Source organism: Pseudarthrobacter sp. PvP090, assembly GCF_040547365.1.
In the GTDB taxonomy this organism is placed as follows: Bacteria; Actinomycetota; Actinomycetes; order Actinomycetales; family Micrococcaceae; genus Arthrobacter.
Genome location: NZ_JBEPPO010000006.1, coordinates 223,123 through 243,191, shown reverse-complemented (window position 1 = coordinate 243,191; position 20,069 = coordinate 223,123). Strand labels below are relative to the sequence as shown.

Here is a 20,069-nt window from a genome sequence, read left to right as displayed (position 1 = left end):
GTTTTGTCAGGAGACGGTAACGGTCATGGATCTCGGACCGCCATGGGCGTAGTTACCGTCTGGCTCCAGGGAACTTTACCTTCACAGTTTCCCACGCGGAGCGCACGGCGTCATGCTCTGGAGAATCCGCTCCGAAAAGCTCCTTGGCGGAGGACGCCGTGGCCTTGGCGAACGCCCCGAACGTCGCGTTCGGGGACAGCGAGCCACCGGTCAGTGTCTCATACCAGATCCGGCCCGGCGCATCCCACGCTTTGCCGCCCAGCGCCGTGGCAACCAGGCAAAACGCCCGGTTGGGAATCCCGGAATTGATGTGAACGCCGCCGTTGTCAGCGCTCGTGTGCACGTAGCTGTCCATCGAGTCCGGCTGCGGATCCTTGCCGAGCACGTCGTCGTCGTACGCGGTGCCCGGGGCCTTCATGGAACGCAACGCGGTCCCCTGGACCTTGTCCGTGAAGAGGCCCTCGCCGATCAGCCAGCTGGCCTCCGCCGTCGACTGCTGCCGGACGTGCTGCTCGACGAGCGCCCCGAAGACATCGGACATCGATTCGTTCAGCGCGCCGGCCTGGTTGCGGTAGACCAGCCCCGCGGAGTACTGGGTGACGCCGTGGGCGAGTTCGTGGCCGATCACGCTCAAGGATTTCGTGAAGCGCTGGAACACCTGGCCGTCGCCGTCGCCGAAGACCATTTGCCGGCCGTCCCAGAATGCGTTGTCGTACAGGCGCCCGTAGTGCACCGTGGCCTCAAGGTGGAGGCCGTTGCCGTCGATCGAGTTCCGGCCGAAGGCCTCGGCGTAGAGGCGGTGGGTGTGCCCCAGCCCGTCATAGGCCTCGTCGGCGGCGGGATCGCCGGTGGGCGGTTCCCCTTCTTTGCGGACCACGCTGCCGGGGAGCTGCTCGGCGAACTTGGCGTCGTAGACCGTCCGTTCCGGCGGGGCCGGCCGGGGCTCCCGCAGTCCCGGATGGCTGCCGGGCCCGGGCACGGCGCGGGACGCCTGGAAGCTCGGGACGTGGTGCAGGGCTTCCTTTGCCGCGCGGGCGGCGGCGGAGAGTTCTGGTTCGCGCTGGGCCGCCAGGCGGCGGAGCATGTACGGAGGAATGATGGAACAGTGCATGTGAGACCCCTTAGTGCTTCGGCGGGATCCCGTGGTGGTGCGGCAGCCGGCACCCCGTCCAGCCACCCGGCCGCCGGAACCCCGCTGCCGATGCAGACAGCCTACGAGCGGGCACCGACAATTGGCAGGGTGGCGCGCCTGGTTCGCTGTTCTGCACCCGGCCTGTTCCGCAGTTCGCACCCGGACGTAAAATCACGCATGGAAAAGTTAAGGTATTCGGTGACGATCAACGCCCCCGTTCAGGACGTCTGGACCACGATGCTGAACGATGCCACGTACCGGGAGTGGACCAGTGTGTTCAACAGTGATTCCTACTTCGAGGGGGAGTGGAGCCAGGGCAGCGAAATCCGTTTCCTCGGGCCCGACGGCGACGGCTCGCTGGCGGGAATGATCGCCACGGTCGAGGAAAACAGGCCGAACGAGCTCATTTCCCTGCGCTATATCGGGCAGATCGTCAATGGCGAGGATGACACCACCAGCGAGGCCGCGAAGGCGTTTATGGGCGCCCATGAGAAGTACGCCTTCAGTGCCGCCGGCGGGGTGACGACAGTGGACGTGGAGCTCGACAGCGAGGACGAGTTCGTCGCCATGTTCGACGAGGCCTGGCCGCTGGCGCTGGAGAAACTCAAGGACATCGTGGAGGCCCGGCGCTGAGCCGGAAGGAATCTCCCGCCTGGTTTCTCAGGTGGAGCGCGGGTCAAAGACGAACTGCTGGATCATGGTCCACAAATTCGTGGTGGTCCAGTAGATCAGTACACCGATGGGGAAGACGATGCCACCAAGGCCGAAGACGATCGGCAGGGCGTAGAGCACGGCCTTCTGCTGCCGCATGAAGGGGTCCGCCGTGGACTCGGCGGGCACCGTCCTGGCCATGATGTGCTTCTGCGTGATGAACTGCGCCGCCGTCATGGCCAGTATCATCACGATCGAGAGGATCCACACCGCGACCACGTTGCCGCCCCCGGGCGTGCCGTGAAGCACGGAGGCGGACAGCGGGGCACCGAAAATACTCGACTCGTCGAACTGCACCACTTGCTCGTGGCTCATGGCGCCGATGCCCTTACCGCTGATGGCCGCGGTCGTAATACCGGACAACACGGTGAAGAGGGCAAAGAAGAACGGCACCTGGACCAGCAGCGGAAGGCACGCCGATTGCGGGTTGGTGCCGTGCTGCTTGTAGAGGGCCATCTGCTCCTGCACCATGGCCTGGCGGGAGAGCGGGTCCGTCCTGCCCTTGTACTTGTCCTGCAGTTTCCTCAGCTCCGGCTGCAGCAGCCGCATGCGGCGCCGGGCCTTGACCTGCTGCAGCGCTACCGGAAGCAGGGCGGCCCGGATCACCAGCACCAGCCCGATGATGGACAGCGTCCACGTCCAGCCGCTGGCAGCGGACATGCCGAGGGCGCTCAGGCCGTCATGGAGTCCCACCATGATGGCCGACACCAGCCACTGGAACGGAAAGAGCAGCGTTGCGCCGAAGTCCATCCGTTGACAATAGCTGTATGTCCAAAAGGGTCATACGACCTGGCGGTCGAATGCTGCCTGCCACTGGGCATGCTCGCGGTCGGTGTCCAGCCGGCGGCTGGCAGTCCACCTGGGCAGGTAGTCGGGCGCGGGCAGCCCGCGGACGGGCTTGGGCTCGAGCCTCTTGGACCTGGGTTCAGGCCGGCTCTGGACGGGCCTGGGTTTGGGCCTGGGCTCAGGCCGGTTCGGGACGGGCTTCCGGGAGCGGGTCGGCTTCGGCCTCACCGGGGCAACGGCTGCGATCCACCACCGGATGCAGGCCACAAGCACCCAAACGACGAGCCCGGCCAAGATGACTTGCCAAAGAGCGACCACCACTCCGATGGCGAGCAGCACGACGATCCACATAGCAAAACCATGGCATATGCGACACGCCCGGGGGAAGGGTCTTTTTCCTGACCCCCCTGGCCGGGTTTGCGCGGCACAGGGAAAAACCCCGCCGTTTCACTGAAACGGCGGGGTTCTGTGTGTGCCCTCGATTGGAATCGAACCAACGACCTTCTGCTCCGGAGGCAGACGCTCTATCCCCTGAGCTACGAGGGCAGTCAGGGTTCCTGCCGTTACCGGCGGGACGTCCTAGAGCTTAGCAGGAAGGTGGGCTCGAAGGGAAAATCGGCGCTCAGTAGCCCGAAAAGGAGTCCACATGGATCCGCCGCGCCCCGGCCCGGCGGGCGGCGGCGCGCAGGGAGCGGACACTCGCCGGCGAGCCAGAGACATAGACAACCCGCCCCGCGACGTCGGGCACCAGTGCCTTCAGCGTGGCGCCGTCGATCCGCACGGCGCCCGCATCCTGCATGAACGCCGGCGGCGCGGAGCCGTCGGCAAGCCTGGCGATGACCCGGGCCCCGGTGCGTTCAAGTTCCCCGGCGTAGGCGAGCTCGGCGGCAGTCCTGGCCAGATACAGCAGGACCACATCCCGGTTCCCGGCGGAGTCCCCGGACAGCTGGGCCAGGTACGGGGTGATGCCGATGCCGGCCGCGATCAGCAGCACCGGCGCCGCCGGACTCTGCGGCAGGACAAAATCGCCGCCCACGGTGGTGGCCGTGAGCTCGTCGCCGGGTTCCAGGGCAAGGAGCGACCGTTTCGCCGTTGACCGCGGTTCTGCCGTTCCCACGCCGATGGTCAGCTCCGGGGAATCCGGGGGACTGGTCAGGCTGAACACCCGCCGCCGGCCCTTGTGGTCGGCCTTCCCGTGCGGCAGGTTCAGCTCGATGTACTGTCCCGGGGTGAAACGGAGCGGCCGCTCGGGCCGGAAGCTGAACTCCGTCGTCGTCGGGGTCAGCGGTCGGGAGCCCCGGAAGCGGAGCAGGATGCGGCCGCGCTGGCCGGCGGTGAAGGCGAGCGCGTTCCCCACGAGCAGCGCCAGCTCGGGGGAATTGGCCACGAAGCCCAGGTTGTAGGGGATGGCGAACAGGAGGCCGACGACGGCGGCCAGCGCCAGCTGCTGCCAGCGGCGCGGCGGCAGGGTGAGCGGCTCGGTCAGCATAAAGCCGACGAAGAACAGGACCGGGCGCTGGGCGATGGACTGCCACAGCGCTTCGCCCGCCCCCATGCCGGCGCGCACCAGCTCCAGGGACACGATCGACACCGCCAGCACGGTGAACACGGAGGCCATCAGCACTTTCCGGACCCGGTAGAGCACCAGCAGGACCCCCGGCAGCACCAGCCAGAGCATCGCCGGGGTGGCGGCCCACCAGGTGGCGATATTGAGGCCGGTCAGCCCGGTGATGAACGCGCCGGCCGCCGCCGGATTGAAAATATGGCGGCCGCGCCAGGCCAGGGCGTACTTGGACGCCGACGCCAGCACGCAGGCCAGGGCAACGCCGGCGAGGTCCAGGTACTGCAGCCCTGCCGAGAACTGCGTCGGCCAGAAGAGAAAATAGAGCAGCAGCCCCGTAATGAGCGACGATTCAGAGTGCGGGCGCACATGGAAAAGCGCGGCAATGGCACGGTTGGAGGCGTGCGTCAGGCCGAGGCAGAGCGCCAGGTGCGCGATCATCTCCGGGAGCCCGAACGTCAGCCAGCCGAGCACATTGAGCAGCAGGCTGTAGCCGGCCAGCACGGCGAGGACCCAGAGGACCAACCGGTACATCGTGAAACGGCCCAGGGCAGTGTCCAGCCGCGGACCGATGGGCGTGGAGATGGTGGCGGTCATGAAAACAACACCCCTTCAAAATCGGCCGAGTACTCCGCATGGCCGTCCGAGTGGACGGCCAGCCAGGAACAGTCGAACTCCTCCCGCAGGCGGGGCCCGTCGACGAAGAACAGGGCGGTTGCCAGCGCATCGGCCACCATTGCGCTCGCCGCCATCGCCCAGCTGGCGACGACGGTGCGCACCGGCGCCCCGGTGGTGCCGTCCAGCACATGGTGCAGCCCGTCGCCCCAGGCACGCCGGTTGGCCGCGGACGCGCAGAGGGCCCCGGCCCCGAGGCTGACGATGCCGATCGCCCGGGCCGGATCGTAGGGATGCTCCAGGCCCACCTGCACCGGCATGGATCCTGCGTTGACCAGGTCACCGCTGGCGTCGATGAAGTGCTCGCTGACGCCGCCGTCGCGCAGCTCGGCGGACAGCAGGTCCGCCAACTGGCCTTTTCCGGCCGCCCCGACGTCGATCACCACCGGGGCATGGGTGGTCAGGACCGTGCCCTGCCAGTCCAGTACGCCGTCCCAGGGCGGGGCGGGCAGCGGACGGCCGCCCGGGCGGAGGGAGTAGCTGGCGTCATAGCCGAGCTGTTCGAGGCTGCCGCCGATCAGCGGGGTCATCGCCCCGCCGCTGAGCCGGTAGAGGGTTGCGTAGAGCTGCCCCAGGTCGGAGGCTCCGGGCGGTAACGTGTAGCGCCCGGGCTGCCGCGCGGCGGCCGCTATCACGGAGTCCGGCCGGAAACGGGACCACACGGCGTCGTAGTCCGCCACGGCATCCAGCAGCCGGCGGCGGAGCGCGCCGGAGAGCGGGGACGGTGTTGAGATGTCCCAGCGGGTACCGATCCCATCGAAACTGAAATCCGTCCAGCCCGGGTGCGGCACGTTTCCTCCTGCTGGCTGGTTATGACGTGCTGTTATGACGTGCTGTTATGCCCGTGCCTCGGACTTGATCTTTTCCACGGCCTGGTTGAAGCCGCCGCTGGTCAGCGATGAACCGGCCACTTTGGAGACCTTGATCTCGTCGAGGTTTTTGCCGACGATCTGGGACTGGATGCCGCCGGCGAATTCGCCCTGGAACTTCCTGGTGTTGGGGTTGGACGGATGCTGGGTGATCTGGACGTCGGACACGGCGCCGCCGGCCAGGGTCACGGTCACGCCCACCGTTTCGGTGCCGTTTGGAGAGACGTAGTTGCCGTCCGCGCTGTACGTGCCGTCCTTGTAGCTGGCGCTGCCGGCTGCGCTTGTCGGCGCGGCGCTGGTTCCCTGGGCGCCGGTGGCCTGCCCCGGCGCGCAGCCGGCCGCGGAGCCGGCCAGGGACAGCCCGGCGATACCGACGAAGACGCTTTTACGGAAAGAGGTGTTCATACGGTGGCTCATTTCTCTGGCGGCGATCGGACGGCGGAATGACGGAACGCAGTGACCTTCAAGCGGCGGCCCGCGAACGGATACTCCCATGACAACGTATAAATCAGCGTAGTGGTTCACCCTGTGAACCGGCCTCAATTCCGCCACACTGCAGGCCACCGGTAGGCTGGAACCGTGACCCCAGAAGAACTCTCCCTCGCCATATCCGCCTGCCTGAAGGACGCCGTCGCCGCCGGTGAATTCGCCCTCTCCGCATCCGATGTCCCGGATGAGGTGCGCGTTGAGCGTCCGAAGAACAGGGACCACGGCGACTGGGCCACCAACATCGCCCTCCAGCTGGCCAAAAAAGCGGGCACCAACCCGCGGGAGTTCGCCTCCGTCCTGAGTGCCCGGCTGAAGTCCATCGACGGGGTCTCCGCCGTGGACATCGCCGGTCCGGGGTTCCTGAACATCACCGTCGACGCTGCCGCCGCCGGTGCCCTGGCCAAGGCCATCGTCGAGGCCGGTCCGGACTACGGCACCAACACCGCGCTCGCAGGCCACACGGTCAACATGGAATTCGTCTCCGCGAACCCCACCGGCCCGCTGCACATCGGCCACACCCGCTGGGCGGCCCTGGGCGACGCGATTGCCCGCGTGCTCCGGGCCTCCGGCGCCGACGTCACGGCCGAGTACTACGTCAACGACGCCGGGTCGCAGATGAACGTCTTCGCCCACTCGGTACTGTCCCGGCTGCACGGCCGCGGGGTGCCGGAGGGCGGCTACCCCGGCGAGTACATCGCCGATCTTGGCCACGAGGTGCTGACCCAGCACCCGGACATCCGCGAACTGACCGACGTCGCCGCGCTGCCGGTGATCCGCGGCGCGGCCTACAAGGCGCAACTGCACGACATCAAGCGGACCCTGGCCGAGTTCGGCGTCGCTTTCGATGTCTACTTCTCCGAGCAGGAACTCCACGACGCCGGGGCGATCGAGGACGCCGTCGCGCGGCTCCGCGAACAGGGCCACGTCTACGATGACGGCGGCGCGGTCTGGCTGCGCACCACGGATTTCGGCGATGACAAGGACCGGGTGATGATCCGGGCGAACGGCGAGCCGACGTACTTCGCCGCCGACGCCGCCTATTACCTGTCCAAGAAGGACCGCGGCTACACCGAGAAAATCTACCTGCTCGGCGCGGACCACCACGGCTACATCAACCGGCTCAAGGCCATTGCGGCCGCCGCAGGGGACGACCCCGAAGTCAACATCGAGGTCCTGATCGGCCAGCTGGTCTCCGTCAACGGCGCCAAGCTTTCCAAGCGTGCCGGCAACATCATCGAACTTAAGGACCTCATCTCCTGGCTGGGCAAGGACGCGGTCCGCTACTCGCTGGCAAGGTTCCCGGCCGATTCGCCGCTGACCCTGGACCCGGAGCTGCTGAAGAAGCACAGCAACGAGAACCCCGTGTTCTACGTCCAGTACGCGCACGCCCGGTCCCGCGGTACGGCGCGCAATGCCGTCGCCGCGGGGGTGCAGCGCCGTGTGAACGGCAAGGACCGCTTCGAGGCGTCCCTCCTCGAGCACGCGACCGAGAACGAGCTGCTCTCCTACCTCGGCAGCTACCCCTCGGTTGTGGCCAAGGCCGCCGAACTGCGCGAGCCGCACCGCGTGGCCCGCCACCTCGAGGTCATCGCCGGCGCCTACCACCGCTGGTACGACGCCTGCCGGGTGGCGCCGCTGGGTGACGAGCCGATCACCGATCTCAACCGCACGCGGCTGTGGCTCAACGATGCCACGAGCCAGGTGCTGGCCAACGGACTGGAACTGCTGGGCGTCTCGGCGCCGGAACGGATGTAACTGCCATGACCACGAACCCGTCCACTCCCGCCGGCGCGGCCTCCCCGCTCGCGCCGGAATGGCTGCAGGTCCCCGCCGACGCCAATGCCCTGCACGAGCCGCTGTGGGCCGGCGGGGTTGCCCGGAACGAGGCCGGCGAACTCGCCATTGACGGCATCCCCGTCAGCGAGCTCCAGCGGCAGTTCGGCACACCCCTGTTTGTGATGAGCGAGAACGACTTCCGGGCCCGGGCCCGGGCCTTCAGCGACGCCTTCAACGACGCCTTCGCGGACATTTGCGGGGGAGTGGACGTCTACTACGCCGGGAAGTCCTTCCTGTGCACGGCGGTGGTCCGCTGGGTGGAGGAAGAGGGGCTGCGGCTGGATACGGCCTCCGGCGGGGAACTCGCCGTCGCTGCCCGCGCCGGGATCCCCGGTGCCGACGTCGCGCTCCACGGCAACAACAAGTCCGACGGCGAGATTCACCGCGCGCTGGACATGCAGCTGGGCCGGATCGTGGTGGACAGCCTCGCAGAACTCGAGCGCGTCGCCAAGATCGCCGACGCCCGCGGTGAAACCGCCAAGGTCATGCTGCGGCTGACGCCGGGCGTGCACGCGCACACCCACGAATTCATTGCCACTGCCCACGAGGACCAGAAGTTCGGTCTCTCCATGGCCGGGGACTCCACCGAGCAGGCCGGGCTGTCCGCAGCCGAGGAAGCCGTGGCCGCGGCGTCGGGCTACGCCAGCATCGAACTGCTGGGCCTGCACTGCCACATCGGTTCGCAGATCTTCGAGCCGGACGGCTTCGCCCTCGCGGCCGAGAAGCTGCTGGACTTCCTCGCCGCGATGCAGGCGAAGTACTCGATCGTGCTCCCCGAACTGGACCTCGGCGGCGGCTACGGCATCGCCTACACGCCCGTGGACACCCCGCGCCCCGCCGCCGAAATCGCCCAGGCGATGGCCGCCGTCGTCCGCTCCAAATGCGCCGAGCTGGGCATTACCGCCCCGCGGATTTCAATCGAACCGGGCCGGGCGATCGTCGGCAGCACCACCTTCACGCTCTATGAAGTGGGCACGCTGAAGACCGTGCGGGTCGATGCCCCGGCGGCGGGCCGCGGCAAACCCGGAGAACCCGGCGAAAACGTTACGTACCCGCGCCGGTATGTGTCGGTGGACGGCGGCATGAGCGATAACCCGCGTCCGGTGCTGTACGACGCGGATTACTCGGCAATTCTTGCCTCCCGGACGTCGGACGCGGCCCCGCAGCTGTCCCGAGTGGTGGGCAAACATTGCGAGAGCGGCGACATAGTTGTTAGAGATGTATATCTGCCCGAGGACGTGGCAGCCGGTGATCTGCTCGCTGTACCGGGTACCGGCGCCTACTGCTGGGCCCTGTCAAGCAACTACAACTATCTGGCCCGGCCGGGCGTTGTCGCTGTGCGCGACGGATCTGCCCGGCTCATTGTCCGCGGGGAAACCGAAGAAGATCTGCTCAACCGCGACATGGGAGTCTGAATGACCGAATTGCGAACCCTGAAAGTAGCCCTGCTGGGCTGTGGCAACGTCGGGGCCCAGGTTGCGCGGATTCTCCTCGACGACGCCGACATGCTGGCCTCGCGCGCCGGCGCCCGCCTGGAGCTGGCCGGCATCGCCGTCCGCAACCTCGACGCCCCCCGCGAGGTCGAGCTGCCCCGCGGGCTGTTCACCACCGACGCCGAGACCCTGGTCAAGGATGCCGATCTGGTGATCGAGCTGATGGGCGGGATCGAACCCGCCCGCACCCTGATCCTGACCGCCATGCGGAACGGCGCCTGCGTGGTCACGGGCAACAAGGCGCTCGTAGCCAAGGACGGTCCCACCCTCCACGAGGAAGCGGACAAGGCCGGTGTCCAGCTGTCCTACGAGGCTGCCGTTGCCGGCGCGATCCCCATCCTGCGGCCCATCCGGGACAGCCTCTCCGGCGACCGGATCACCCGGGTGCTTGGCATCGTCAACGGCACCACCAACTTCATCCTGGACCAGATGGATTCGACCGGGGCCCAGTTCGCCGACGCCCTGGCCGAGGCCCAGCGCCTGGGCTACGCGGAAGCTGACCCCACCGCCGACGTCGAGGGCTACGACGCCGCCTCCAAGGCCGCGATCCTTGCCTCGCTGTCCTTCCACACCCGTTTCTCCCTGGACGACGTCTACTGCGAGGGCATCAGCTCCGTCACCGCCGCCGACATCGCCGCGGCAAAGGACGCCGGTTTTGTCATCAAGCTGCTGGCGATCGCCGAGAAGCTGACGGCCGAAGGCACAAAAACAGGCACGGAAACAGGCGCCGACGGGAACATCGGCGTGTCCGTCCGCGTGCACCCGACCCTGCTGCCGCGCGAACACCCGCTGGCAGCAGTGCGCGGCGCGTTCAACGCCGTCTTTATCGAGGCTGAAAACGCGGGCGAGCTGATGTTCTACGGCCAGGGCGCCGGCGGCAAACCGACCGCGTCTGCCGTGATGGGCGACCTCATCTCCGCTGCCCGCAGCATCGTTCTGGGCGGGCCCGGCCGTGCCGAGACCACCACCGGCCAGGTGTCCGCGCTTCCCATCGCCGCCGCGGTCACCAGCTACTACATCGGGCTCGACGTCGCCGACCAGCCCGGTGTGCTGGCCAAGATCGCCCGGCTCTTCGCCGATCACGGCGTCTCTATTGAAATCATGCGGCAGACCATCCACCGCGATGCTGATTCGAACATCGAATCGGCGGAACTCCGGATCGTGACCCACCGCGCAAGCGAGGCTGCACTGGCAGCCACCGTCGAGGCCGTCAAGGGCCTGGACGTCATCAATTCAGTTACATCCGTACTGCGGGTAGAAGGAGTCTAAGTGGCTCACCAATGGCGCGGCGTCATCCGCGAATACGCCGAACGACTGCCGGTCACCGAGGCGACCAAGGTCATCACCCTAGGGGAGGGTGGCACGCCGCTGGTTCACGCGCAGCAGCTTTCCGCGCTCACCGGCAGCGAGGTCTACCTCAAGGTCGAGGGGATGAACCCGACCGGCTCCTTCAAGGACCGCGGCATGACCATGGCCATGACCGCGGCGGTCGCCGCCGGGGCCAAGGCCGTGGTGTGCGCTTCCACCGGCAACACCTCCGCTTCCGCCGCCGCGTATGCCACCGCGGCCGGGCTCAAATGCGTCGTGCTGGTGCCCGAGGGCAAGATCTCGATGGGCAAGCTGAGCCAGGCGATCGCGCACGGCGCAACCCTGCTGCAGGTCGACGGCAACTTCGACGACTGCCTGGACATTGCCCGCAAGCTGGGGGAGTCCTACCCGGTGTTCCTGGTCAACTCGGTCAACCCGGCCCGGATCGAGGGCCAGAAGACCGGCGCCTTCGAGGTGGTCGACTGGCTCGGTGACGCCCCGGACTTCCACGTGCTCCCGGTGGGCAACGCCGGCAACATCACCGCGTACTGGAAGGGGTACAAGGAGTACTGCGCGCCGTTCGAGTCCGCCACCGCCGGAACGCTGCCCGCAGTCTCCACCAGGACCCCGGTCATGTGGGGCTTCCAGGCCGCCGGCGCAGCACCGTTCGTCGCCGGCCACCCGATCACGGAACCCGACACGATCGCGACCGCCATCCGGATCGGCAACCCCGCGTCCTGGGACTCCGCCATCGCCGCACGCGACGAGTCCGGCGGCGTGATCGAAGCCGTGACGGATGAGGAAATCCTGTCCGCCCACCGCTGGCTGTCCGCCCGTGAAGGCGTCTTCGTCGAGCCGGGCTCCGCTGCCGGCGTCGCGGGCCTGATCAAAAAGCATGCCGCCGGCGAAGTGCCGGCCGGCAAGACGATTGTCATCACGGTCACCGGACACGGCCTCAAGGACCCGCAGTGGGCGCTCCGCACCGAGGACGGCAGCGAAGTGCAGCCCGTTAAGGTCTCGAACGACGTGGTCACCGTGGCCACCGCCCTGGGACTGGAAGAAAAGTAACCGTGGAAACCACCCTCACCATCCCGGCCGAGTCCGCCGCCGACACGCCGGCGGTTCCGGCCGGGCAGCTCGTGACGGTCCGCGTGCCGGCCACGAGCGCGAACCTCGGCCCCGGGTATGACAGCCTCGGCCTGGCGCTGACGCTGTTCGACACGCTGACGGTGGAAACCCTGGACAGCGGCGAGCTGGAATTCGACCTCAGCGGTGAAGGGGCGGAATCCCTGCCCCGCGACGCCAGCCACCTGGTGGTCAAGGCCATCACGGAGGCCCTGCACCGCCTGGGCTTCCGGCACGACGGCCTGCGGATCACGGCCGACAACATCAGTCCGCACGGCCGCGGCCTGGGCTCCTCGGCCAGTGCCGTCGTCGCCGCCGTGACCGCCGCCAATGCCCTGGTCCCGGAGGCGTCGCGCCGCGGCAAGGACTGGGTCCTGCAGCTCACAAGTGAGATGGAAGGGCACCCGGACAACGTCGCACCCGCGATTTTCGGCGGACTGGCGCTGTCGTGGCAGGACAGTGACCAGTACAGCAGCACCTGCGCGGCGGTCGCCTCCGCGGTCATCCCGGTCGTCGCCGTGCCGGACTTCGAACTTTCCACCGAAGCCGCACGGGCGCTGCTGCCCGCCTCGGTGGGCCACCACGCCGCCGCCATGAACTCCGGACGTGCGGCCCTGCTGATCCATGCCCTGACGCAGAAGCCGGAACTCCTGCTGGCCGGCACCGAGGACTACCTGCACCAGAGCTACCGCGCCGAGGCCATGCGGCCCAGCGCCGACCTGATCGCAGCCCTGCGGCGGGCAGGCTTTGCCGCCGTCGTCTCCGGTGCGGGACCCACCGTGCTGGTCCTTGCGAACGGGGAGGCCCAGGCCGATGCCGCCGTCGGGTTCATCGGCGACTTCACGGCCGGCAACACGCCGGACGTGGGCTGGCGCGTGATGAAGCTCGCTGTGGACGTTGAAGGTGCTAAAGTGGAAGTGCACCGGCGGTAATCACGCAGGCAGTAATTCAGTTACTGTTCAAAAGACCGCGATGTTGGCCTCGTTGCCTCTCTCATCTTTCACTGCGCAATATTTTCCGGTGCCACCTGCTTTTGGTCTGACGCAGGAATCCGCAGAAAACATCCCTGCACCCCTTAAACGTCAGCCCGCCGTTCCTTATCTTCCGGAACGCGCCAGGTGGAGCTATATCCGGCCGTGCTGGCCAATATCCATCCGGCAAGGCCGAAATCCCGGCTGCAGATCTGAACTGCAGCCCAGATCAAATCATCGCGTCCAGCTCCTAGCCTGGACGCCGTCGAGGGGGAAGGATCCTTCGTGACCGAAACCACTGAGCTGTCTTCAGCTGTGGAAACATCATCTTCTGCTGCCGGATCGTCTACGGCAGCACCCGCCAAGAGCAGCGGCCTCGCCGGCCTCAAGCTCGCCCAGCTCCAGGCTCTTGCCAGCCAGCTGGGGATTTCCGGCGGTTCCCGGATGCGGAAGGGCGACCTCGTGTCGGCCATCTCCGCCCACCGCGCCGGCACTCCGGTGAGCAAGGCTCCGGCCCGCGCCGCTGAAAAGGCAACCGACAACGGTACCGTCGCCCAGGCCGCGGCTCCGGCCGCCGCGCCTGCCGCCGACTCCGAGGCCCCGGCCCAGGAGAACCCGCGTGCCCGTGGACGTGGCCGCAGCCGCCGCGCCGGCAGCGACGGCGTCATCACGACTCCCGCCGCCGAGGCGCCCGCAGCCGCTCCGGCAGCGGAGGCCCCCGCGGCTTCCGCCGAGGCAGGCTCCGCCGAGGGCGGCCCCGCCGCTTCCTCGACCGAAGGCGGCGACCGCACCCGCCAGCCGCGCACCCGCAACCGCCGCCGCGGCGAAGCCGCCGAGCCGTCCGGAGGTCAGGGCACTGCCCAGGGCGCAGCCCCGGCCGCAACCGCCGTCGAGGCACCGGCCGAGCAGCGCCAAGCTGAACAGCGCACCGAACAGCGTTCGGAACAGCGCACCGACCAGCGCCAGGCAGAGCAGGGCAGCGAAGACGGCCAGCGCCGTGAAGGCACCCGCACCCGCGGCGGCCGCGACGAGGCTGCCGGCAACCGCGACACCCGCGATAACCGCGACAATGACGACAGCGACGGCGGCAGCCGCCGGAACCGCCGGAACCGGCGTGACCGCAACGACCGTCCCGAGCGCTCCGGCGGGCAGGACAGCCGCGACAACAGCTCACGCAACGACCGCTTCCGCGACCGCAACGACCGCCGTCGTGGACGCGTCCAGGGACCGGACGTCGACGACGTCGAGGTCACCGAGGACGACGTCCTGCTGCCCGTCGCCGGCATCCTGGACGTGCTGGAGAACTACGCGTTCATCCGCACCTCCGGCTACCTGCCGGGCCCGAACGACGTCTACGTGTCCCTCGCCCAGGTTAAGAAGTACAACCTGCGCAAGGGCGACGCCGTCGTCGGTGCCATCCGCGCACCTCGTGAAGGTGAGTCCCAGCAGGGCGGCCAGCAGCAGACCGCGCGCCAGAAATTCAACGCCCTGGTCCGCGTCACCTCGGTCAACGGCAAGACCCCCGAGGAACTCAAGGACCGCGTCGAGTTCGCGAAGCTCGTCCCGCTGTACCCCTCCGAGCGCCTGCGCCTCGAGACGGACCCGAAGAAGATCGGCCCCCGCGTCATCGACCTGGTGGCCCCGATCGGCAAGGGCCAGCGCGGCCTGATCGTTTCGCCGCCGAAGGCCGGCAAGACGCTCATCCTGCAGTCCATCGCCAACGCCATCACCACCAACAATCCTGAGGTCCACCTCATGATGGTGCTCGTTGACGAACGCCCCGAAGAAGTCACGGACATGCAGCGCACCGTCAAGGGCGAGGTCATTGCCTCCACCTTCGACCGTCCCGCGGACGACCACACCACCGTGGCCGAGCTGTCCATCGAGCGTGCCAAGCGCCTCGTGGAAATGGGCATGGACGTTGTGGTTCTCCTCGACTCGATGACCCGCCTGGGCCGTGCCTACAACCTGGCGGCGCCGGCTTCAGGCCGTATCCTCTCCGGTGGCGTCGACTCCGCAGCGCTGTACCCGCCGAAGCGTTTCTTCGGTGCTGCCCGCAACATCGAAAACGGTGGCTCACTCACCATCCTGGCCACCGCGCTCGTCGAGACCGGCTCCAAGATGGACGAGGTCATCTTCGAAGAGTTCAAGGGCACCGGCAACATGGAACTGCGCCTGTCCCGCCAGCTTGCGGACAAGCGCATCTTCCCGGCCGTGGACGTCAACGCGTCCGGTACCCGCCGTGAGGAAAACCTGCTGTCCCCCGAGGAAGTCAAGATCATGTGGAAGCTGCGCCGTGTCCTTTCCGGACTCGAAACGCAGCAGAGCCTTGAGCTGCTGACCAACAAGATCCGGGAGACCCAGAGCAACGTCGAGTTCCTCATGCAGGTGCAGAAGACGACGCTTGGTGCGAAGTCCGATAACGACAAGTAGCTGGTCTAACCGCTCGATAGTGGCGGTCCCGCGCGCTAACGCCGCACGGATTCTTCCGCCCCCGCCCCTCCGCCGGGTGGCCTGCGATCTACGATCGCAAGCCACCCGGCTCCGGCAGGCCCGATGCCACTCCCGGGGCGGAAGAATCCGTGCGGCTTCGTCGTTAACTCGCCAGCCGCGGTCCAGTTTTGTTGGCGTTACTAGACTTGTAAGAGTCGAAAGAGGTTTGAAAATGTTTGAGTCCGTACAGGGCCTGTTGGATGAGCACGACGCTATCCAGGCACAGCTGGGGGATCCTGCTGTTTATGCTGACCAGAAGCTGGCCCGGAAGCTGGGGCGGCGTTCGGCCCAGCTGAACGGCATCGTCGAGGCGTACCATGCCTGGCACGGCATCCAGGATGACCTTGCGGCTGCCAAGGAAATGGCGGACGAGGACCCCGAGTTCGCGGCCGAGGTGCCGGAGCTTGAGGCGGCGCTGGAAACAGCGGCGGCCAAGCTGCGCCGGCTGCTGATCCCGCGCGACCCGGACGACGCCCGCAACGTGATCCTCGAGGTCAAGGGCGGCGAAGGCGGCGATGAGGCTGCCCTGTTCGCGGCCGACCTGCTGCGGATGTACACCCGGTACGCGGAAACCCGCGGCTGGAAGACCGAGATGATTTCCGCCAATGAATCGGACCTGGGCGGCTACAAGGATGTCCAGGTGGCCATCAAGGGCAACTCGAACGATCCGGCCGAGGGCGTCTACGCACGGCTGAAGTTCGAAGGCGGCGTGCACCGTGTGCAGCGCGTTCCCGTGACGGAATCCCAGGGACGCATCCACACCTCCGCTGCCGGCGTGCTGGTGCTCCCGGAAGTGGACGAGCCCGAAGAACTTGAGATCAACCAGAACGACCTCAAGATCGATGTCTACCGTTCCTCCGGCCCCGGCGGCCAGTCCGTGAACACCACCGACTCCGCGGTCCGGATCACCCACCTTCCCACCGGAATCGTGGTGGCCATGCAGAACGAGAAGTCGCAGCTGCAGAACCGCGAAGCCGGCATGCGCGTCCTCCGCGCCCGCATCCTGGCGCACCAGCAGGAGCAGATCGACGCCGAGAACTCGGCCCAGCGCAAGTCGCAGATCCGCACCATGGACCGCTCGGAGCGCATCCGGACCTACAACTACCCGGAAAACCGGATCGCCGACCACCGCACCGGCTACAAGGCCTACAACCTGGACCAGGTCATGAACGGCGACCTGGAACCGGTTATCCAGTCGGCCATCGAGATGGACGAACAGGCCCGACTCGACGCCATCGGCGACTAGTCCCGGCCCGCACAGTGATGACAGAAGGAACCGGGCTGAGCCTCGCGGACGCGGTCCGCGAGGCCACCGCCGTCCTGGCCGAAGCGGGCGTCCCGAGTCCCCGGGCCGACGCCGAACTCCTTGCCGAGCATTTGCTCGGCGTCGGGCTCGGCCGGCTCCGCGCCCTGATGCTGGGCGACACCCCGGCCCCGGACGGCTACCAGGAGCTTATCGCCGACCGAGCCCGGCGCATTCCGCTGCAGCACATCACCGGCGTCGCGCATTTCCGCTACCTGGAGCTGGCCGTCGGGCCGGGAGTGTTCATTCCCCGCCCGGAAACCGAATCGGTCGTGCAGCTCGTGATTGACCGGCTCCAGGGCCAGGCACATCCCAAGGTGGTGGACCTGGGCACCGGGTCCGGGGCCATCGCCGGCTCGATCGCTCACGAGGTTCCCGGCGCGGAAGTACACGCCGTCGAATTCAGCGAGTTCGCGCATGCCTGGGCTGCCCGGAACCTGCTGCCGCTCGGCGTCCACCTGATCCGCGGTGATCTGCGCGATGCCCTGCCGGAGCACAACGGGACGTTCGACGTCGTTGTCTCCAATCCGCCGTACATTCCCGCCGAAGCGGTCCCCAACGAACCCGAAGTGGCACTGCACGATCCCCCCGAGGCACTGTACGGCGGGGGAGCGGACGGCATGGAGCTTCCGACGGCGGCCGCGGCCTCCGCGGCCCGGCTGCTGGTTCCCGGCGGCTACTTCGTGATGGAACACGCCGAAGTCCAGGCCGACTGGATCGCCGCGATGCTGGAGCGATCCGGGCTGTGGAGCGCGGTGGCAACCCACCGCGACCTCAACGGCAGGGACCGGGCCACCAGCGCCGTCCTCGCCGACCCGGCTGCCCCGCGGTGAACAGGGCAACGCACGAAGTGATGAAAGAATAGGCCAGTGACGACTAGCTACGATTGCACAGCAGCTGAGCAGCGCGCTGCCGGACTTGAACATGCCCAGCGGGCCATCCGGGACCACAAATGCGTGGTCCTGCCGACTGACACCGTGTACGGGATTGCGGCCGATGCGTTCTCCCCGCTCGCGGTGACCCTGTTGCTGGCGTCGAAAGGCCGCAGCCGGAAGATGCCGCCGCCGGTCCTCATCCCCAGGCTCAATGCCCTCGACGGGCTCGCCACGGATGTTCCGGCCGAGGCCAGGCGCCTGGCCGAGGCGTTCTGGCCGGGCGGACTCACGCTGATCTTGCATGCCCAGCCGTCCCTGGACTGGGATCTTGGCGAGACCAGGGGCACCGTCGCCCTGCGGATCCCGGCCGACGACGTCGCGCAGGACCTGCTGACGCTGACCGGGCCGCTGGCCGTCTCCTCGGCGAACCGCACCGGCCAGGCGGCGGCACTGACCGCCGCCGAGGCCGAAGCCCAGCTTGCCGAGTCAGTGGAGGTGTACCTCGAAGGCGGGCCCCGTCCGGCCGAGGGCGCCGACGCCCTGCCGTCCACCATCGTTGATGCCACCGCCATGCCGTTGCGGGTGGTCCGCCAGGGCGCCATCAGCCTGGACCGGCTCCGCGAGGTAGTCCCGTCAGTGCTCGGAGTCGGCGAGGAACCGGAGGCTGCGGATCAGGTGGCCGCGGCAAAGGAGGAGCCCGCTGGAAACGTTGAAACCGCGCAGCCCGCTGAGGCTGCGGAACGTCCAAACACCGGGGCCGGCACGGCATGACCCTCCAGCGACAACGCGTCCCCATCCTTGACGTGGACGCGACGCCCCTGACTGCCCTTGAACTGACAGGCGTGCTGAACCGCTTCGTGGCCGAAGGCACTACCCGCACGGTCGTGGGACACAACCTGCACAGCGTCACACTGTGCCATTCCGACCCGGCCTTCCGGGCCTTCTATGATCAAAGTGACGTGGTCCTGATCGACGGCGCCCCGGTCCTGATGCTCTGGGCCCGTGGCAGCGGCGCCCGGCAGAACGCGGGGGCCGTCATGGACTACCGGCTGGGTTCCACGGACTGGATCCCTGCGCTGGCGGACGTCGACGGTCTCGAGCGGATCGCCGTGATCGGCGCCGGGCCAGAGGCGAACACCCAGGCGGTGGCCAGGCTCGCCGACATCGTCCCGCAGGCCCGTGTGGCCGGAATGCCGGGGGAGGGCTGGAACGATGAGCTCGAGGAGTCGGCGGTCACCTGGCTCTCGGAGTTCCGGCCGCAGCTGGTGCTGCTCGGGCTGGGCATGCCGCTGCAGGAACAAGTTCTCGAGCGCTGGCTGGCCTCGCTGCCTCCGGCGGTCTACTGTGCTGTTGGCGGAGCGATCGAGCAAATTGCGGGGATCCAGAAACTGGCACCGAGGTGGCTCGGACGGCTGGGCCTGGAATGGGCCTGGCGGCTGATTCTGCACCCCCGGCGGGTCGCATACCGGGTCTTCGGCGAGCCCTGGCTGCTCACCGGCCTGCTGATCCGGCGCCGGCTACAGCCCAGGCGCTAGAACTTTTGGTCCTTGAGGGGGCCAAAGCCCTTGCCGCGCAGCCCGGCGGAAAACGCCCCGAACCAGTCGGCCAGGCCGCGGAGGTCGCCGCGCCGCAGAAAGTAACCGAGGTAGCCGCCAACGTCCGCGACGAACGACTTAACCCGGAAATGGCGGCGGATGAGGTACCCGCGGTTCCGGTAATAGAAGTAGCGCTTGAACGCCGATTCCGGCACGATGACATGCCAGCGGGCGCCATAGACGTGCTGGGTCTCGGACAAGGCGTGCGGGTGCGTGATCGCCGTCGTCGTCACAGTACCGAAGCGAATGCCGGCCTTGCGGAGCCGGATGGTGAAGTCCACTTCGTCACCGCGGATGAACAGGCGCATGTCCGGCAGTCCGACTTTGAAGAAGACGTCCGAGCGGATCAGGGCGCCGTTGAAGAAGTGGCCGTCATTCTCCAGGAAGCCAATCTTCTCCACTGCGGCGCGGTCGTGGGTGACTTTCCCGTCCAGGCGGAAGAAGAACGAAAGCTGGTCGGGGTGGCCGGGGGCGACCACGAGCGGGACGACGGCTTCGAGGTCCCGCGACTCCGCCTCGCGGACGAGCGTGGCAAGACATTCCGGGTCGGCGGGTTCGGCATCGTCGTCCATCATCCAGATCCAGTCGGCCCCGGTGGCGACCGCCTTGAGGATCGCGAGGGAGAACCCTCCGGCACCGCCAAGGTTGGCCTCGGACCGGACATAATCCACATTGTCGTGCGCCTGCGCGACACCCTGCGCGGGGACCGTGCCGGAGTCGACAAGGCAGATCGAACGCACCGATGCCGTCTGGTTGTTGATGGCGTTCAGCAGAACTGCCAGCTCCCGGGGACGGTCAAACGTCACGGCAGCAACTGCAACCGACAGGGTCATCGAGTGTTCCTTTC

Annotated in this window: 16 protein-coding genes, 1 tRNA gene and 1 pseudogene; 11 read left to right on the top strand and 7 right to left on the bottom strand. The window is 67.7% G+C overall.

What is annotated here, in order from left to right; translation table 11 throughout:
* Positions 1-52: 52 nt before the first annotated feature.
* Positions 53-1,111 carry a M4 family metallopeptidase gene (locus ABIC21_RS09280; RefSeq protein ID WP_354350105.1) on the bottom strand — a complete coding sequence of 353 codons (1,059 nt, stop codon included), beginning with the start codon at positions 1,109-1,111 and terminating at the stop codon, positions 53-55.
* Between ABIC21_RS09280 and ABIC21_RS09275 the strand changes: the two genes are divergently transcribed.
* Complete coding sequence (locus tag ABIC21_RS09275; protein WP_502935979.1) at positions 1,112-1,765, top strand: SRPBCC family protein; 654 nt, start codon at positions 1,112-1,114, stop codon at positions 1,763-1,765. It abuts the gene before it with no gap.
* Here ABIC21_RS09275 and yidC read toward each other — a convergent pair.
* From yidC to ABIC21_RS09250, 5 genes and pseudogenes are all read right to left on the bottom strand, one after another.
* A pseudogene (yidC, locus tag ABIC21_RS09270) lies at positions 1,749-2,593 on the bottom strand (membrane protein insertase YidC); the annotation flags it as partial. The gene ABIC21_RS09275 and the pseudogene yidC sit on opposite strands and share 17 nt — an antisense overlap.
* Positions 2,594-3,102: 509 nt before the next feature.
* A tRNA-Arg gene (locus ABIC21_RS09265) sits at positions 3,103-3,175 on the bottom strand.
* A gap of 76 nt (positions 3,176-3,251) precedes the next feature.
* Positions 3,252-4,787 (bottom strand): FAD-dependent oxidoreductase, encoded by a 1,536-nt coding sequence (locus ABIC21_RS09260; RefSeq protein ID WP_354350103.1) that lies wholly within the window; start codon positions 4,785-4,787, stop codon positions 3,252-3,254.
* Positions 4,784-5,656, bottom strand: a complete 873-nt coding sequence (locus tag ABIC21_RS09255; RefSeq protein ID WP_354350102.1) for an FAD:protein FMN transferase — start codon at positions 5,654-5,656, stop codon at positions 4,784-4,786. The genes ABIC21_RS09260 and ABIC21_RS09255 overlap by 4 nt, the downstream gene beginning before the upstream one ends.
* A 45-nt stretch (positions 5,657-5,701) precedes the next feature.
* Positions 5,702-6,139: an FMN-binding protein gene (locus ABIC21_RS09250; protein ID WP_354350101.1), complete on the bottom strand. Its 438-nt coding sequence runs from the start codon at positions 6,137-6,139 to the stop codon at positions 5,702-5,704.
* Between the two features lie 174 nt (positions 6,140-6,313).
* Here ABIC21_RS09250 and argS point away from each other — a divergent pair, with 174 nt between their 5' ends.
* From argS to ABIC21_RS09200, 10 genes are all read left to right on the top strand, one after another.
* Entirely contained in the window at positions 6,314-7,978 is a 1,665-nt protein-coding gene (gene argS / locus ABIC21_RS09245) for an arginine--tRNA ligase (protein ID WP_354350100.1), read from the top strand.
* A gap of 5 nt (positions 7,979-7,983) precedes the next feature.
* Positions 7,984-9,474 (top strand): diaminopimelate decarboxylase, encoded by a 1,491-nt coding sequence (gene lysA / locus ABIC21_RS09240; protein ID WP_354350099.1) that lies wholly within the window; start codon positions 7,984-7,986, stop codon positions 9,472-9,474.
* Positions 9,475-10,821 (top strand): homoserine dehydrogenase, encoded by a 1,347-nt coding sequence (locus ABIC21_RS09235; protein WP_354350098.1) that lies wholly within the window; start codon positions 9,475-9,477, stop codon positions 10,819-10,821.
* Entirely contained in the window at positions 10,822-11,928 is a 1,107-nt protein-coding gene (gene thrC, locus ABIC21_RS09230) for a threonine synthase (RefSeq protein ID WP_354350097.1), read from the top strand. It begins immediately after the preceding gene.
* 2 nt (positions 11,929-11,930) lie between these two features.
* Complete coding sequence (thrB, locus tag ABIC21_RS09225) at positions 11,931-12,917, top strand: homoserine kinase (protein ID WP_354350096.1); 987 nt, start codon at positions 11,931-11,933, stop codon at positions 12,915-12,917.
* Between the two features lie 324 nt (positions 12,918-13,241).
* Positions 13,242-15,389: a transcription termination factor Rho gene (rho, locus tag ABIC21_RS09220; RefSeq protein WP_354350095.1), complete on the top strand. Its 2,148-nt coding sequence runs from the start codon at positions 13,242-13,244 to the stop codon at positions 15,387-15,389.
* A gap of 232 nt (positions 15,390-15,621) precedes the next feature.
* Positions 15,622-16,695 carry a peptide chain release factor 1 gene (prfA, locus tag ABIC21_RS09215; RefSeq protein WP_354350094.1) on the top strand — a complete coding sequence of 358 codons (1,074 nt, stop codon included), beginning with the start codon at positions 15,622-15,624 and terminating at the stop codon, positions 16,693-16,695.
* 17 nt (positions 16,696-16,712) lie between these two features.
* Complete coding sequence (gene prmC, locus ABIC21_RS09210; RefSeq protein ID WP_354350093.1) at positions 16,713-17,585, top strand: peptide chain release factor N(5)-glutamine methyltransferase; 873 nt, start codon at positions 16,713-16,715, stop codon at positions 17,583-17,585.
* 36 nt (positions 17,586-17,621) lie between these two features.
* Positions 17,622-18,398, top strand: coding sequence for an L-threonylcarbamoyladenylate synthase (locus tag ABIC21_RS09205; RefSeq protein ID WP_354350092.1), 777 nt, complete (start codon positions 17,622-17,624; stop codon positions 18,396-18,398).
* The gene (locus ABIC21_RS09200; protein WP_354350091.1) at positions 18,395-19,162 is read left to right on the top strand and encodes a WecB/TagA/CpsF family glycosyltransferase; all 768 of its coding nucleotides are present in this window, start codon (positions 18,395-18,397) and stop codon (positions 19,160-19,162) included. The genes ABIC21_RS09205 and ABIC21_RS09200 overlap by 4 nt, the downstream gene beginning before the upstream one ends.
* Here ABIC21_RS09200 and ABIC21_RS09195 read toward each other — a convergent pair.
* A complete protein-coding gene (locus ABIC21_RS09195; RefSeq protein ID WP_354350090.1) occupies positions 19,159-20,055 on the bottom strand; it encodes a glycosyltransferase in 897 nt (298 codons plus the stop codon). The two genes, ABIC21_RS09200 and ABIC21_RS09195, sit on opposite strands and share 4 nt — an antisense overlap.
* Positions 20,056-20,069 lie beyond the last annotated feature (14 nt).